Annotated in this window: 15 protein-coding genes; 12 read left to right on the forward strand and 3 right to left on the reverse strand. The window is 63.7% G+C overall.

What is annotated here, in order from left to right; all coding sequences use genetic code 11:
- Positions 1-181: 181 nt before the first annotated feature.
- Positions 182-1045 carry a sensor domain-containing diguanylate cyclase gene (locus KZO25_RS12905; protein ID WP_066446752.1) on the reverse strand — a complete coding sequence of 288 codons (864 nt, stop codon included), beginning with the start codon at positions 1043-1045 and terminating at the stop codon, positions 182-184.
- A gap of 278 nt (positions 1046-1323) precedes the next feature.
- On the reverse strand, positions 1324-2214 hold the full coding sequence (locus KZO25_RS12910) for a DMT family transporter (RefSeq protein WP_066446749.1): 891 nt from the start codon (positions 2212-2214) through the stop codon (positions 1324-1326).
- A 380-nt stretch (positions 2215-2594) separates the two neighbouring features.
- Between KZO25_RS12910 and KZO25_RS12915 the strand changes: the two genes are divergently transcribed.
- From KZO25_RS12915 to KZO25_RS12940, 6 genes are all read left to right on the forward strand, one after another.
- Complete coding sequence (locus tag KZO25_RS12915) at positions 2595-3476, forward strand: NAD(P)-dependent oxidoreductase (protein ID WP_223137271.1); 882 nt, start codon at positions 2595-2597, stop codon at positions 3474-3476.
- Positions 3477-3572: 96 nt separating this feature from the next.
- Positions 3573-4427, forward strand: a complete 855-nt coding sequence (locus KZO25_RS12920; protein ID WP_223137272.1) for an AAA family ATPase — start codon at positions 3573-3575, stop codon at positions 4425-4427.
- A 2-nt stretch (positions 4428-4429) separates the two neighbouring features.
- Positions 4430-5608, forward strand: a complete 1179-nt coding sequence (locus tag KZO25_RS12925; RefSeq protein WP_223137273.1) for a vWA domain-containing protein — start codon at positions 4430-4432, stop codon at positions 5606-5608.
- Between the two features lie 113 nt (positions 5609-5721).
- Positions 5722-6369, forward strand: a complete 648-nt coding sequence (locus KZO25_RS12930; RefSeq protein WP_223137274.1) for a hypothetical protein — start codon at positions 5722-5724, stop codon at positions 6367-6369.
- On the forward strand, positions 6366-7124 hold the full coding sequence (locus KZO25_RS12935) for a DUF3307 domain-containing protein (RefSeq protein WP_223137275.1): 759 nt from the start codon (positions 6366-6368) through the stop codon (positions 7122-7124). The genes KZO25_RS12930 and KZO25_RS12935 overlap by 4 nt, the downstream gene beginning before the upstream one ends.
- A gap of 3 nt (positions 7125-7127) precedes the next feature.
- Complete coding sequence (locus tag KZO25_RS12940) at positions 7128-8057, forward strand: N-acetylmuramoyl-L-alanine amidase (RefSeq protein WP_223137276.1); 930 nt, start codon at positions 7128-7130, stop codon at positions 8055-8057.
- Positions 8058-8117: 60 nt separating this feature from the next.
- On the opposite strand, the gene KZO25_RS12945 is transcribed toward KZO25_RS12940, so the two are convergent.
- Positions 8118-8564: a hypothetical protein gene (locus KZO25_RS12945; RefSeq protein ID WP_066446723.1), complete on the reverse strand. Its 447-nt coding sequence runs from the start codon at positions 8562-8564 to the stop codon at positions 8118-8120.
- A 130-nt stretch (positions 8565-8694) separates the two neighbouring features.
- Between KZO25_RS12945 and KZO25_RS12950 the strand changes: the two genes are divergently transcribed.
- From KZO25_RS12950 to KZO25_RS12975, 6 genes are all read left to right on the forward strand, one after another.
- Positions 8695-9288 (forward strand): GNAT family N-acetyltransferase, encoded by a 594-nt coding sequence (locus tag KZO25_RS12950; RefSeq protein WP_223137277.1) that lies wholly within the window; start codon positions 8695-8697, stop codon positions 9286-9288.
- 142 nt (positions 9289-9430) lie between these two features.
- Complete coding sequence (locus KZO25_RS12955) at positions 9431-11152, forward strand: proline--tRNA ligase (RefSeq protein ID WP_223137278.1); 1722 nt, start codon at positions 9431-9433, stop codon at positions 11150-11152.
- 3 nt (positions 11153-11155) lie between these two features.
- A complete protein-coding gene (locus KZO25_RS12960; RefSeq protein ID WP_410505406.1) occupies positions 11156-11830 on the forward strand; it encodes a lytic transglycosylase domain-containing protein in 675 nt (224 codons plus the stop codon).
- An 88-nt stretch (positions 11831-11918) separates the two neighbouring features.
- Complete coding sequence (locus KZO25_RS12965) at positions 11919-12596, forward strand: methylamine utilization protein (protein ID WP_223137279.1); 678 nt, start codon at positions 11919-11921, stop codon at positions 12594-12596.
- 9 nt (positions 12597-12605) lie between these two features.
- Positions 12606-14948 (forward strand): EAL domain-containing protein, encoded by a 2343-nt coding sequence (locus tag KZO25_RS12970; RefSeq protein ID WP_223137280.1) that lies wholly within the window; start codon positions 12606-12608, stop codon positions 14946-14948.
- Positions 14945-15805, forward strand: coding sequence for a DUF3034 family protein (locus tag KZO25_RS12975; protein WP_223137281.1), 861 nt, complete (start codon positions 14945-14947; stop codon positions 15803-15805). Before KZO25_RS12970 ends, KZO25_RS12975 begins: the two co-directional genes overlap by 4 nt.
- The last annotated feature ends 44 nt before the right edge of the window (positions 15806-15849 follow it).

A 15849-nucleotide genomic window follows, 5' to 3' on the forward strand; every position in this document is an offset into this window, starting at 1 on the left:
CGGGCATCTTTGTCTTCACTACGCCCCCTAGAGGTGGGCGACCCCCAGGCAGTGCCGGTAATCGAGGTGACCCGCATCGCCAAGCTGGGCAAGACCAGTTGGGCAAAGGAACTCTGACAGCGGGCTGGAGAATGCGGTGCTCAGCGACTGGGGGTCGCAGGCCTCCCGGTGGTGTTGCCCATCACCCCGCTTCCGAACGACGCCTTTTCATCCGGTACATATCGCCATCCGCCTGACTCATCAAGGTATCGACATCCTCCCCGTCCGCGGGATAGCAGGCTACACCGATACTGCATGAGATCATGTTGATGTCGCCGAATTCAGCGCCCAGCGGCTCGGACAAGACCGAGAGTATATGCTCCACCTTGTTGGAAACGGCATCCGCCGACTGGATGTCCGTCAAAAGAACAGTGAATTCATCGCCACCCATGCGGGCCACCGTGTCCGTTTCACGTACGCAGCCTTCCAATCGCCGAGCAATCGTACAGAGCACGCGGTCACCCACCGCATGGCCATGGGCATCATTGATATCCTTGAAGTGGTCGATATCCAGAAACAGCAAGGCCAGGCTATTCTGGTGGCGATGAGCCGCACGCAAGCCCGAGTCCAGCCGATCATTGAACAGGGACCGGTTGGTCAGCCCTGTCAGCGGATCATGGTGGGCGAGGAAACGTAATTCTTCCTCGGCATGCCTTAGGGCCGTCACGTCCCGCGCGACGCCGATTCGCACCCCCTCCTCCTCGGACCATTGGGCAGACCAGAGGATAAAAACGATACCGCCATCCTTACGGAGATAACGGTTGCAGAAATCGAGGTGGGGCTGACCATTCATGACTCGGTCAATCGAAGCCCGTGTAGTCGCCAGGTCGTCAGGATGCCAGTAGTCGGAGATCGAAGTGCCGATCAGCTCGTCGGCAGGGTAACCGAGCAGCGCCTCACAGGCATCGCTGACGAAGACGATCTTGTCCTGCACATCAACCACGAATACCGTGTCCAGCATCAGATGGATCAGCTTGGGGTAGAGAGCATCCAGGTCAACGAGCATCAGTCATGGCAATCCGGTTCAAATCGTCCAACTGTAGCACGACGGCGGACAAACTAGCCCAGGGAAACACCTGTGTCGCCAGTTCCATTTCAATCGCCCTAAAGACACCTTCCTGCCGTACCACTATATACGAAAAAAAAGTTGCGGGGCCGCTCCGACGCAGCGGCGACTGGTGGGCGCAGGCCTTCCGGTGGTGTTGCCCGCATCGGCAAACAGCACAAACGGCAGGAATCGGCCAAAACGGCCTTTGAGTTTGTCATGATATATAACGTTTGAGCTCAGCGGTCGGCCGCTTTTGGACGGTCCCTTGGAGCGGGCTTGGCGCTGTTAGCATGTTGTTTCTCCAGAATGACCAGCGCAATTCCACCGAGGATAGCCATGGACGCCAATACCAACCGCAACGATATGGACTCGCCCAGCATAACGGCACCGCCCGCAGCCGCGATGACCGGAACACTGAGTTGCACCGTCGCAGCACTGGTGGCTTTCAGTGCAGGCAATACTGTGTACCAGATGGCGTAGCCCATTCCGGATGCAAGCGCCCCCGATGCAACTGCGTACCAGAATCCAGCAGGATCCAGTGATGAACCGCTCAATGTTATCAAGCTCAGCACTACTGCGATTGGGACGGCGCGCAGAAAATTCCCCGCTGTTACCCTGAGGGGGTCACCTGCAGCTTTTCCGCGCAAGGAATAGATTCCCCATGCAACCCCAGCCCCTAGCATCAATGTGGAGCCGGCGAGTGGCGGTGCCGTGAGCCCCGGCAGCAACAGAATCACCAGTCCCGCGAGAGCGAGAAACAAACCGATGATCTGCAACGTCCGCAACCGTTCTCCCGCGTAGATGCCATAACCGATCATTGTCGTCTGGACAGCGCCAAAGAGCAGCAATGCACCGGTTGCCGCTGACAAGCTCACATAGGCAAACGAAAATCCGGCGGCATAAGCAAACAATGCAAATGCCGATGACCAGCTTCCACCGCCCGTAAATGTGCCACGGCGCATTTGCACAATCAGCCACAGAACCACTGCACCGGAGATCAACCGAATGGCAGTAAAGCTCGCCGCATCAATGCTAGTGTCTTTGAGTGCGATCCGGCAGAGCAGTGAATTACCGGCAAACGCAACCATAGCAAGCGACGTCAGGGCAATGATGCGTGCATACGACATTGGAAGTTTTCCTAAGCGCCATTGAGCGTCTGTACTCTAGAGCGCCCGATTGGTATTAGACGCGTGTTGTATGATGGGGTGAACGTGTCGGCACGTTTGTCCGGCATATGCAGCCCGTCGTTACAATGTCGGGTTGGTTACCGGTCTAACTCAACCCTATCTTCCCCAGCAGTGTAATTCTACGTAATATTACAAACCATTGCTGGGTGCCATGTCGCTATCTGCTTTTGCTTACAGGGCATGGCTTTTGACCTGCCACTTTTCGCCTGTTTGTCCCGTTTTTCCTTGCCCTCACCTGCCGACATGGAGTTGATGGAAAACCCTTCCATCGCGCATGCTGGAGGCTCTCACTTTCCTGCGCCCTCACTGGAGACAGACACATGTCACACCCTCGCCTCGGTTTCATCGGCATCGGCCTGATGGGCGACCCCATGACCCGCCGCCTGCTGGACGCCGGCTTTGCCGTCACTGTGTGGAACCGTACCGCGGAGAAATGCGATGCGCTGCGTGTTGCCGGTGCCACGGTGGCGGACTCCATCGGTGAGTTGGTGGAGGGAGTCGATGTGGTGATGCTGTGCCTGGCCAATACGGCCGTGGTGGAGGGCGTGGTATTCGGCGAAGGCGGCGTGGCGGCCCATGGTCGCGCCGGCCAGCGGCTGTTGGATCTTTCCAGCAGCGACCCGGCCGCCACACGGGACTATGCCGAGCGGCTAGAGGACGAATGCGGCATGCGCTGGATCGATTCCCCGGTCTCCGGCGGCGTTGCCGGAGCCGAGGCCGGTAGCCTGGCGATCATGTGCGGCGGAGCGGAGGACGATGTCGATGCCGTGCGCCCCCTGCTCGCCCCGCTGGCGGCGCGGGTCACCCACATGGGTCCGGTGGGCGCAGGTCAGGTCACCAAGGTGTGCAACCAGATGATCGTCGGCTGTCAGGCGGCAGTGATCGCCGAGATGGTGGCGCTGGCGGAGGCCAGCGGCGTGGATGCCTCGCGACTGACCGAGGCACTGGCCGGCGGCTTCGCCGATTCCAGGCCGTTCCAGATCCTGACTCCGCGCATGGCGGCCAGCGAGTTCGACAAGCCGACCTGGCACTTGCGCACCCTGCTCAAGGATCTCGACATGGCGGTGGCCCAGAGCCAGCGCGCCGGCAGCGCCACGCCCATGAGCGGCCTGGCCGCCCAGTTGATGCGCACCCATGCCAGCCATGGCAACGCCGAGCACGACCCGGCGACGCTGGTGGAGGCTTACCGCCGCAGGGAATGACAATCAGCCAGCCACTCACGACGATTTGTTCCCTGCCCCACCCTTCCGTACACTTGTTTGACTCTCCCCTACACGATGCTATCGCCGAGGCACCCCATGGCTTTCGATTCGACTTCCACCTATGTGGCCACCGATGCCCTCAAGCAGGCAGTGAATGCCGCCGTGACCCTTCAGCGCCCGCTGCTGATCAAGGGCGAGCCGGGCACCGGCAAGACCCTGCTGGCCGAAGAGCTGGCGGCCTCGTTGGGCACCCGCCTGATCACCTGGCACATCAAGTCCAGCACCAAGGCTGCCCAAGGCCTGTATGAGTATGATGCGGTGAGCCGCCTGCGCGATTCCCAGCTCGGCGTCGAAGGCGTGGAGAATGTCGCCAACTACATCAAGCCCGGCAAGCTGTGGGAGGCCTTCACCGCCGACGAGCGGGTGGTGCTGCTGATCGACGAGATCGACAAGGCCGACATCGAATTCCCCAACGACCTGCTCCAGGAGCTGGATCGCATGGAATTCCATGTCTACGAGACCGGCGAGACCATCGCCGCTCGCCACCGGCCGATCATCGTCATCACCTCCAACAACGAGAAGGAGTTGCCCGACGCCTTCCTGCGCCGCTGCTTCTTCCACTACATCGAGTTCCCCGACCGCGAGACCATGCAGCAGATCGTCGACGTGCACTTCCCCGATATCGCGCCGAAGCTGGTCGGCGAGGCGCTGGAGGTGTTCTTCGACCTGCGCCAGGCCCCGGGGCTGAAGAAGAAGCCCTCCACCTCGGAGCTGGTGGACTGGTTGAAGCTGTTGATGAGCGACGACCTGGCCCGGGAAGCGCTCTACAACCGCGACCCGGTGAAGGCGATTCCGCCGCTCGCCGGTGCCCTGGTCAAGAACGAGCAGGATACCCAGTTGCTGGAGCGGCTGGCGTTCATGCTGCGTCGCCAAGGCAACCAGAGGCGCTGAGCATGTTCATCGGCCTGTTCGAGACCCTGAAGCGTGCCGGCGTGCCGGTGTCGCTGCGCGAGCTGCTCGACCTTCACGCCGTGGTCGAACATGGCGTGGTGTTCGCCGACATGGAGGCGTTCTACCAGGTGGCGCGCACCGTGATGGTCAAGGACGAGCGGCACTTCGACCGCTTCGATCGCGCTTTTTCCGCCTGGTTCGAGGGACTCGAGAACCTCGACGCCGCCATCGAGGCGCTGATTCCCGAGGACTGGCTGCGTCGCGAATTCGAGAAGCAGCTCTCCGAGGAGGAGAAGGCGCAGATCGAGTCACTGGGCGGGCTCGAGGCGCTGATCGAGACCTTCAAGAAGCGCCTGGAGGAGCAGAAGGAGCGCCACGCCGGGGGTAACAAGTGGATCGGCACCGGCGGCACCAGCCCCTTCGGCGCCTACGGCTACAACCCCGAGGGCATCCGCATCGGCCAGGAGGGTTCGCGCCATCGCCGGGCGATCAAGGTATGGGACGAACGCCGCTTCCGCGACTACGACGATTCGCTCGAGCTGGGCACCCGCAACATCAAGATGGCACTGCGCCGGCTGCGCAAGTTCGCCCGCCAGGGTGCGGCGGAGGAGTTCGACGTCGACGCCACCATCCGCGACACCGCACGAGACGCCGGCCTGCTCAACGTGCGCATGCGCCCGGAGCGCCACAACGCGGTGAAGGTGCTGCTGTTCCTCGACGTGGGCGGCTCCATGGACGACCACATCCGCGTCTGCGAGGAGCTGTTCTCCGCCGCCCGCTCCGAGTTCAAGCACCTGGAGCACTACTACTTCCATAACTGCGTGTACGAAGGTGTCTGGCGCAACAACCATCGCCGCACCAGCGAGCGCATTCCCACCATGGACGTGTTGCACACCTACGGCAGTGACTATCAGGTGGTGATCGTCGGCGATGCCGCCATGTCACCCTATGAAGTGACTCACCCTGGCGGCAGCGTGGAGCACTTCAACGACGAGGCCGGCGGCGTGTGGCTCAAGCGGCTGGCCGCCAAGTTCCCTCGGCTGGCCTGGCTCAACCCCATGCCGCCCCGGGCCTGGGAGTACACTCAATCCACCCAGTTGATCCGCCAGTTGCTCGACGACCGCATGTACCCGATGACGCTGGAAGGACTGGAAAACGCCATGCGCGAGCTGGCTCGCTGAGCAGCAATAGCCCCACAGGGCGATAACGCACAAATATAGCCCTTAAGGGTTATTTAATTGCCAAATAGCCTTTTTCGGCTATGATGAAGTCGACCCTCCCTGGAGCGCTTGCCATGACCCAGCGAATCGCCGTGCTGACCGGCGATGTGATCGACTCACGCAAGATCCAAGATCGTCAGCGGCTCTATACACAGCTGGACAAAAACCTGGCCGGACTGGCCGCCCGGCATGGCGGACGCAGCGAACGCTTCCGCGGCGATGGCTTCCAGTTGGCCCTGCCCGGGGCCGCAGCCGCCATGGAGGTGGCTATTGCCATGCGCGCGGCGCTGATCGAGCAGTCCGAGACCGACCAGCGCTGGGACGCCCGCATTGCGGTGGCGGTAGGGCCGGCAAGCTGGCCGGGAAACGGCCGGCTTGCCACGGCGGATAGCGAGCCCTTCGTGCGCTCCGGCCACGATCTGGATGCCTTGAGCGAGGGCAGCTCGCACCTGTCGCTGGCACTGCTCGACGAAACGGACGACGGTAGCCTGGCCCTGTTGACGCGCTATCTGGATGACATGGTGGCAAGCTGGTCGCGCTACTCGGCGGAGGTGGTCAGGCTCAGCCTGGAGAGTGAGTCCTCCCAGCAGGCCATGGCCGATCACCTGGGCATACGCCAGCCCAGCGTACACAAGCGGCTGCGCGCCGCCCGCTGGCCGCTGCTGGCCGATACCCTGGCCTACCTGAGCGAGCGACTGGCGGAAAAGGATAAACGCCGATGAACCCCAACGATCTGTCCCTGCTGATGGGGCTGGTGCTGGCCCACCTCGTCGGCGACTTCCTGCTGCAACCGCGCCACTGGGTCGACGAGCGGATGCGTCGCCTGCACCGCTCGCACCACCTGCTCTACCACGTGCTGGTTCACGCCGGACTGACCGCCCTGGTGCTGATGATCGCATCCTGGCTGCTGCCGGGCTCCCCGGGCTCGCTGGGCGTGTTCGCCGGTGCCGCGGCGGTGGCCACCAGCCACTGGCTGATCGATCTGGGCAAGGCGAAGCTGCCAGCCGGCCGGCTGCGCTGGTTCCTGCTCGACCAACTGCTGCACCTGCTGGTGCTGTGCGCGGTGTGGCTGGTCTGGCTCGGCAGCCTGGCCCCACTCGAAGCGCTCGGTGCCTGGCTGCTCACGCCGACGGTGCTGGGCGTCGCCACCGCCTACCTGCTCGTGACGCGGCCCTTCTCGTTCGCCATCGCCATGCTGATGAAGCGCTGGAGCAGCCAGCTCGAGGATACCGGCACCCTGGCCCGGGCCGGTGCCCGCATCGGCATGCTGGAACGCCTGCTGGTGCTTTCCCTGGTGCTGCTCGACCAGCTTACCGCGGTGGGCTTCCTGCTCGCCGCCAAGTCGGTGCTACGCTACGGCGACCTGCGCGAATCGAAGGATCGCAAGCTGACCGAGTATGTGCTGCTGGGTACTCTGGTAAGCGTGGCCTCGACCCTGGTGCTGGGACTGACGCTAAGACTGCTGCTGGAGAGCTGAACCATGTGGCGCAAGCGCGTTGCCATTGCCTCCCTGTCCCTGCTGCTCGCCGCCTGTGCGGGATCGGGGTTAGGGCCGGAAACAGGGCCGGGCACAGGATCCCTGGAGCCACGCCCCGGCTATGTGGTGGACCACACCCATGTGGCACCTTCCCACAACAGCCGGGTACGGCACCTGGTGATGCACTACACCGATGTGGACGAAGCGGAGTCGCTCGCCGTGCTCACCGGCCCCCGGGTCAGCAGCCACTACGTGCTGCCGCTACCGGCACGGGAGCATCGCGGCCAGCCGCTGGTCTACCAGCTCGTCGACGAGGAGCGCCGCGCCTGGCACGCCGGGGCCAGCGCCTGGAAGCGCCGCACCAATATCAACGATACGTCCGTCGGCATCGAGATCGTCAACACCGGCCCCGATCGCCCCTACGCCGAGGTGGAGCGGCTGCTGGAGCAGCATCCCGAGGCGGCGGGGGAGATCGGTTGGGCACCCTACCCCGAGGCACAGATCCAGGCGCTGATCGCCCTGTCGCGGGATATCATCGAGCGACACAATATCCATCCCACCGACGTGGTGGCCCACTCAGATATCTCGCCGACGCGCAAGATCGACCCGGGCCCGGCGTTTCCCTGGCATGCACTATACGAAGCGGGTGTCGGCGTATGGCCCGAAGAGGCCACCGTGGCACGCTATCGCGACCGCTTCGACCAGGCGCTGCCCGAGCTCTCCACGCTGCAGGCGGCGCTCCAGGCCTGGGGCTATCCGCTGGTGGTAAGCGACGAACTGGATTCACAGACTCGCGCGGTACTTCGCGCCTTTCAGATGCGCTTTCGCCCCACCGACTATCGTGGCCAGCCCGACGCCGAGAGCGCCGCGATCCTCTGGGCACTTCTGGCACGCTATCGACCCGATGAACTCACAGCGCTGGAGCCCCGATAGCAAAACGCCACCCATTGGGGTGGCGTTTCAGGCATGACGCTGTTGGCACGAGGCCGCCCGTTACATGGTAGCCAGGCGCTCACTGTCGTTGATGCCGGACATGCGCACCAGGGCCAGGGCCTCGTCGAGTGAATCGACCTCCTCGACCAGGAGCAGCTCGCTATCCAGGCTGACCCTCTTGCCGGTCTTCTCGGAAAGCAGCTGCTCCAGGGCGGCGACATCCATGTTCTCGTCGAGCGGCATCGCATCCACACCGGCGGTCTGGGTACCTGGCAGATAGATGGTGCCGTTGGAGAAGTCCACCGCGTAGGCAATTACCCCGGGCAGGATAAAGAACAAAAGGCCCACGCCATTGGCGATGGCCACCACGGGGTCGATGCGCCCGTCCAACTGCCCCTTTCGTTCGGGATGGAAAAGGGTGCCGCAGCCTGACAGCGCCGTGATGGTAATACCGACCACCAGGCCGTTCAGGGTACGACGAAGCCTGGGCTTAATGGCTGGGCTCATGACAGGGTCTCCGGAAAGGGATGTCATCGATGCTGTGGCATTGCTGGACAAGGCACCGAGAGTCAGAATCGAAGCGAGTCTACCATAGCCGTTCTTCATACAAGCGTTTAGCATTTTCACGGAGGCACCCATGGCCGAGATCACCATCAGTACCTGCCAGGGGAGCGCCATCACGCCCCACCTCGACGACCTGGCCCGGTTGAGGATTCGCGTCTTCCGCGATTTTCCCTACCTCTACGACGGCGACCTCGCCTATGAGGCCGACTACCTGCGCCGCTATGCGGAGTGCCCCGAGAGCCTGTTCGTGCTGGCCTTCGAGGCCAACGCCCTGGTGGGCGCGTCCACCGGCATGCCGCTGGCCGCCGACATGGCGGAATTCCGCGCGCCCTTCGAGCGGGCCGGCTTCGATATCGGCAGCGTGTTCTACTATGGCGAGTCGGTGCTATTGTCGAACTACCGTGGCCGCGGCATCGGCAAGGCCTTCATGGAGGCCCGGGAACGGCATGCCGCCGAGCGTGGCTTCTCGACCGTGGCCTTCTGTGCCGTGGAGCGCCCCGACGACCACCCGCTGAAACCCGAAGGCTACGTGCCGCTGCACGGCTTCTGGCGCTCGCGGGGCTACGAGCGCCACCCCGAGCTCGCCACCACCTTCCACTGGAAGGAGGTCGGCGAGCCCGAGGAGACCGACAAGCCGATGGTGTTCTGGCTGAAGTCGTTGGGGTGAGGGCCTGTCCTCGGCGCTCCTCGCCTGTTCACCAGCTCACTCTTTTGCCGCCGCTACCCGTTGCCCGTACAATGCCCCGAACGCCGCTCGTCGCGGCACGCCGACTCATGTCAAGCCCATGCTGGAAGGAAACACCGGACCCATGCGCGCCACCCAACTGTTGATCGCCACCCTGAAGGAAACACCCGCCGACGCCGAAGTGATCAGCCACCAGCTGATGCTGCGCGCCGGCATGATCCGCCGCCTCACTTCCGGCCTCTATACGTGGCTGCCGGTCGGTCTGCGCACGCTGCGTAAGGTGGAGCGGATCGTGCGCGAGGAGATGGACCGCGCCGGTGCCCAGGAGGTGCTGATGCCGGCGGTGCAGCCCGCTGAGCTGTGGCAGGAGTCCGGCCGCTGGGAACAGTACGGCCCCGAGCTGCTGCGCCTGAAGGACCGCCATGAGCGCGACTACTGCGTCGGCCCCACCCATGAAGAGGTGATCACCGATCTGATGCGCCGCGAGCTGGCAAGCTACAAGCAGCTGCCGGCCAACTTCTACCAGATCCAGACCAAGTTTCGCGACGAGATCCGCCCGCGTTTCGGGGTGATGCGCTCCCGCGAGTTCATCATGAAGGACGCCTACTCCTTCCATATCGACCAGGCCTCCCTGAAGGAGACCTACCAGGCGATGTACGATGCCTATGTGCGCATCTTCACCCGCCTGGGCCTGGACTTCCGTCCCGTACTGGCCGATACCGGCGCCATCGGCGGCACCGACTCCCACGAGTTCCATGTGCTGGCCGACTCCGGGGAGGACGCCATCGTCTTCTCCAACGAGTCCGACTACGCCGCCAATATCGAGAAGGCCGAAGCCCTGCCGGCGCCGCTGGGGATGACACCGGAGCGTCAGGCACCGCAGGAAGAGCTACGGCTGGTTGATACACCGAATGCCAGAACCATCGCCACGCTGGTGGAGCAGCACGACCTGCCCATCGAGAAGACCATCAAGACGCTGATGGTGCGTGCCGCCGAGGGCGGCCTGATCGCCCTGCTGGTGCGTGGCGACCATGAGCTCAACGAGATCAAGGCGGAGAACCTGCCCGAGGTGGCCGAGCCGCTGACCATGGCCACGGAGGAGGAGATCCGTGCCGTGGTAGGTGCCGGTCCTGGCTCGCTCGGCCCGGTGAATCTCGACATGCCGATCATCATCGACCGCAGCGTGGCGCTGATGAGCGACTTCGGCGCCGGCGCCAACGTCGATGGCAAGCACTACTTCGGCATCAACTGGGAGCGTGATGCGCCCTTGCCCCAGGTTGCCGATCTGCGCAACGTGGTCGAGGGCGACCCCTCACCGGATGGCAAGGGCACGCTCTCCATCAAGCGCGGCATCGAGGTGGGTCACGTCTTCCAGCTGGGGAAGAAGTACTCCGAAGCCATGAACGCCACGGTGCTCGACGACTCTGGCCGCGCCGCCCACCCCTGGATGGGCTGCTACGGCATCGGCGTGACCCGCGTGGTGGCCGCTGCCATCGAACAGAATCATGACGACGGCGGCATCATCTGGCCCGATGCCATCGCTCCCTTCCACATTGCCCTGGTGCCGATGAACGCACATAAGTCGCAGCGGGTTCGCGATGAGTCCGAGCGTCTCTATGCCGAACTCACCGCCGCCGGCTTCGACGTGCTGCTGGACGATCGCGACCTGCGCCCGGGCGTGAAGTTCGCCGACCAGGAGCTGACCGGCATCCCCCACCGCCTGGTGGTGGGCGACCGGGGCCTGGACAAGGGCGAGCTGGAGTACAAGGGCCGTCGCGACAGCGAAGCGACCATGGTGCCGGCAGACAGCATCCTCTCGTTTCTCCGCGAGCGGATTGAAGGCTAGGACATGCCGCCATTCGCCGCCTGGCTGATGCTCGGGTTGATCGCCCTGCCGCTGTCAGGCGGCGCCCAGGCAAATGAGGGTGCCGACGCCAATGAGCCAGGGTTCATCGGCGCCCTCTCCACGAACAGCCCACCATCAACTAACCAGCCGACGGAGCCCCGCGTCCAGGTGCTGCCGGACATTCCCCCCTCGCTGCGGGCGACCCTCGACGCAGTCACCACAGCGGAGCTGCCGGCGGAGTCGGTATGGGCGGCACGCCAGTGGATGAACACGATGGAGCCGCGCCTGGCCCGCTACGTCTCGGACGCCGATCTGCGTAAGGAGATGCTCGGGCGCATCTATCACGAGTCTCGCCTGGCCGGCCTGTCGCCGGAAATCGTGCTGGCGGTGATCCAGGTGGAAAGCGCCTTTCGCGCCGACGCCGTCTCCTCGGCCGGTGCCGTGGGGCTGATGCAGATCATGCCCTTCTGGATTCGCGAACTCGGCCGACCGGCGGATGAGCTCAAGGACCCCTGGCTCAACCTGCGCTACGGCAGCACCATCCTCGCCCACTACCTGGCCGTGGAGCGCGGCGATCTCACCAGGGCGCTTGCCCGCTACAACGGCAGCCTGGGCCAGACCTGGTATCCTGAGCGAGTGATGGCCGCATGGCGCAGCCATTGGTGGATTGCTCCCTGAACCTGAGCCCCTGTTCAAGCTTCCAGACGTATCAGCCGATATGGGATAGGCAACATGCCCCGACGATTCTCAGCCATTGGAGCCCTCCATGACCCACCCGTGCGGCATACTCGCCAGGGCCGCCTGGCTGTTTCTTTGCCTGGGACTGCTGGCCCCGGCCGCACAGGCCACCCGCATCGTCATCATCGATGCGAACAGCGGTGACCCGCTTGAGAATGCCGTGGTCGAGATCCAGACCGGTACTGCGGAGCCGACGCAGTCTGCCGAGGTCATGCAGCGTGACGCGGCCTTCCACCCCCACGTTTCGGTCATTCCTACCGACAGCGCAGTGAGCTTTCCCAACCGCGACACCACCCGGCATCACGTCTACTCATTTTCCCCGGCAAAGGTCTTCGACCTTGAGCTCTATCTGCAGGAGACACCGCCTCCGGTGCATTTCGATCGTACCGGTGTCGTGGTGTTGGGCTGCAACATTCATGATCAGATGCAGGCCTTCATCGTCGTCAGCGATGCCCTGCATGTCGCCGTCACCGCCGACGATGGCGTGGCCGAGTTCGATGGTTTGCCCACAGGCAGCCACGATGTGCGCGTCTGGCATCCTCAGCTATCGGATACCCACCAGCAATGGTGGGAAGGCAGCGTGGAGGTCGGTCAGTCACTGACGGTGTCGCTGTCGCTCGAGGGAACGCCGCCACCGCCAGAGACGCTTTCCCCCCTGCAGCAGCGCTTCCGCGATGCCGCCCAACAGCATGCCGAGCAGAACTGAGATGGCGATATGACATTCCGCTTGCGCCTATTGGTGGTCATGCTGCTGGTTGTGGTGGTGTCACAGCTGGTCACCGGCGGTGCACTCCTGCGCGCGATCTCCCAGGATGCGCTGGAAAAAGGGAATCGCGACCTGGGCGTCGGGCTCCGCGTCCTCGAGCAGGTACTCGACGAGCGCGGCCGATTCCTGCAAGGCAACGTCGAGATCCTCGCCAATGACTTCGGCTTCAAGAGTGCTGTCGCCACCCGGGACACCGGCACGCTGCAGTCGGTGCTCGCCAATCACGGCGATCGCGCCGGTGCCGACATGGTATTGCTCGGCGACCTCGACGGCACACTGCTGGCAAGCAGCCACCACCCCCAGGGAACGGCAATGCCCTTCCCCACGCTTTGGGAGCAGGCGCGGGAGACGGGTGCAGCCGTCGAGGTCGTCATTCAGGAGGGTAAGCCCTACGAGTTCGTGTTGTTGCCAGTACGTGCTCCCAACCTGATCGGTTGGGTCGGCATGGGTTTCAAGATCGACCAGGCACTGGCCAGCGAGATCCACGCCCTGACCCGATTGGACATCAGCTTCATCACCCATCGGAATAGCAGCGATGGGCCGGGGCACCGGGTTTCGTCGCGGGAGGACCTCGACGCCGCAGCCCTCCAACGACTCACCGCCGAGCTCGATTCCGGGCGCTTCCTTCAGACAAGCGCCTTCACCGAGGACGATCGCTACCTGACTCGCGCACAGCTCCTGCAAAGTGATGCCGGCAACCAAACCTATGCGGTCGTCCAGGCATCCCGCTCCAGCCTCCTCGGCGCCTATCGCGATCTGCAGTGGCAGTTGGGTGGCGTTATCGCCGTGATCCTGCTCTTAACGGCGGCCCTGGCGGCCTGGAGCGCAAGAAGCATGAGCCGCCCCTTGAGCGTACTGGCCGATGCCGCCAGGAATATCGGTCGGGGACAGAATCTGAAAAGCGTGGATGTAACCCCGCATGGCGAGATAGGCCTTCTGGCGGGTACGCTGCTCTCCATGCAGGAAGACATCCGCCAGCGCGAGCAGAGCCTGTTGCATCAGTCCCGCCATGACCGGCTTACCGGCCTGCCCAATCGCAGCTCGGCCCAGGATGATATCGAGGTTCTGATCCGCCAGCAGACCCGGTTCAGCCTGCTACGCATGGAGATACTCGATTTTCGGCGCATCAATGACACCTTTGGCTACGCCCTTGGCGATCGCGTGCTGATCACCCTGGCCCAGCGGCTCAGAGACCTTCCTTCCCCCGTGCGCAACGCCTACCGCCTCGGTACGGACGAGTTCCTGCTGGTGGTCGATGTCTCGGCATGCGATGACCGCTGGGTCGAGTCACTCCTGGCAGGGCTCTCGCAACCCATCGACCTCAATGGATCGCCAATCCATCCGGACCTGCTCGTTGGCGAAGCGAATTACCCTGACCATGGCAACGACGTCAACCTGCTGCTGCGCCGGGCCGATATCGCCCTGCATGCGGCGAGTGCTCGACACCAAAGCCATCAACGCTACCTCGAGGGCCAGGACGAGGAGCACCTGCGCCAGCTGACTCTGATCCGCGACCTGCAGAGCGCCGTGACCTGCGATCAGCTGCACATGGTCTACCAGCCCAAGATCGATGCCCGTAGCGGTGAGGTGGTGGAATTCGAGGCCTTGATGCGCTGGCAGCACCCCTCCCTCGGTTTTATTCCTCCCGATGAGTTCATCACCCTGGCCGAGCGCTCCGGCAACATACGGCCATTGAGCCGCTGGATGTTCAACGCCGTATGCAGCCAGCTTGCCGCCTGGCAGCGCCAGGGACAGCGTCTCTCCGTGGCGATCAACCTCTCCGCCGCGGACCTCGGCGATGCCGACCTGGTCGACCTGCTGCTCAACCACCTGCGCCACCATGGCCTGCAAGCCGACCAGCTGGCACTCGAGATCACCGAGAGCGCCGTCATGGAGGACGCGACCCTGGCCAGCCACTCACTCAACCGCCTGCGGCAGGCGGGCCTGACAATATCCGTAGACGACTTCGGCACTGGCTACTCTTCGCTGGCACAGCTCAAACGGCTGCCGGTTGGCGAACTCAAGATCGACAAGTCCTTCATCCTCCAGCTCGACAGTGAAGATGATGACGCCACGATCGTGCGCTCCACCATCGAAATGGGCCATAGCCTGGGGCTACGCATCGTGGCCGAAGGGGTCGAGAATGCCGCCAGCGCGGGGCTTCTGAAGGAGTACGGTTGTGACTTCCTGCAGGGGTATTGGATCGCTCGCCCCCTGCCCGCCGACAGCGTGATCGAATGGCTGGGTGGCAATAACCCATTCCCCCTCTCCGCGATAAGGCATGCCAAATGACGACTTGCCGCTCCGTCCTGCCGGCATGGATGCTGGCCAGCGTACTGCTCGCCCTGTACCTGATCACCGGCCCCGCCCTCGCCGGTAGCCGCCTGCTCGCCACCGGCGGCGTCAGCCAGATCGAAGGAGCCGCCGGTGGCGGCCTGTCGCCATGGGGTGTCCTGGCGGGCAACGCCAGCGAGGGCGAACTGGCCGCGACCGCCTTCGCCAGCGTCGCTCCGCTGAGGGACTATCGACTGACGGTGGGCGGTGTTGCCCTCAATCTGCATGACCGCCTGGAACTCAGTCTTGCTCGCCAGCGCCTTGACCTGGACACGCTGGGCGGTCGCCTCGAGCAGCAGGTCGCGGGCGCCAAGTTGCGGCTGGTCGGCGACCTGATCTACCACCCCTGGGGGATATGGAGCCTGGGCGTGCAACATAAGCAACTGGACGACGGCACCCTGCCATTGGCAGTGGGCGCCACTAGCACGCGGGGAAGCGACATCTACCTGAGCGGCAGCAAGCTGTTGCTTGCCGCCGTCGCCGAGCGAAACCTGCTGCTCAACCTCACCCTGCGCTCGACGTCTGCCAACCAGGGTGGCCTGCTGGGGTTTGGGGGCGATAGGGAGGGGGGACGCTCACTGGTAGCGGAAGGCGCGGCCGGGATTTTCCTGACCCGGCGCTGGGTCGTCGGGGCGGAATATCGACAGATGCCCGACAACCTCTCCTTTGCCCGTGAAGACGATTGGCGCAGCCTCTACTCGGCCTACTTCTTCAGCCCCCACCTGTCGCTGACAGCTGCCGCACTGGACCTTGGGTCGATCGCCGGGCTCGATCATCAGCGCGGCGGCTATCTATCGATACAGTTCGCCTTCTGAGCCCTATGGGTGCTGAATCATATTGGTGAAGAGTGTTCCTGGAG

Origin of the sequence: Halomonas sp. ANAO-440 (genome assembly GCF_019915905.1) — a bacterium.
Taxonomy (GTDB): domain Bacteria; phylum Pseudomonadota; class Gammaproteobacteria; order Pseudomonadales; family Halomonadaceae; genus Halomonas; species Halomonas chromatireducens.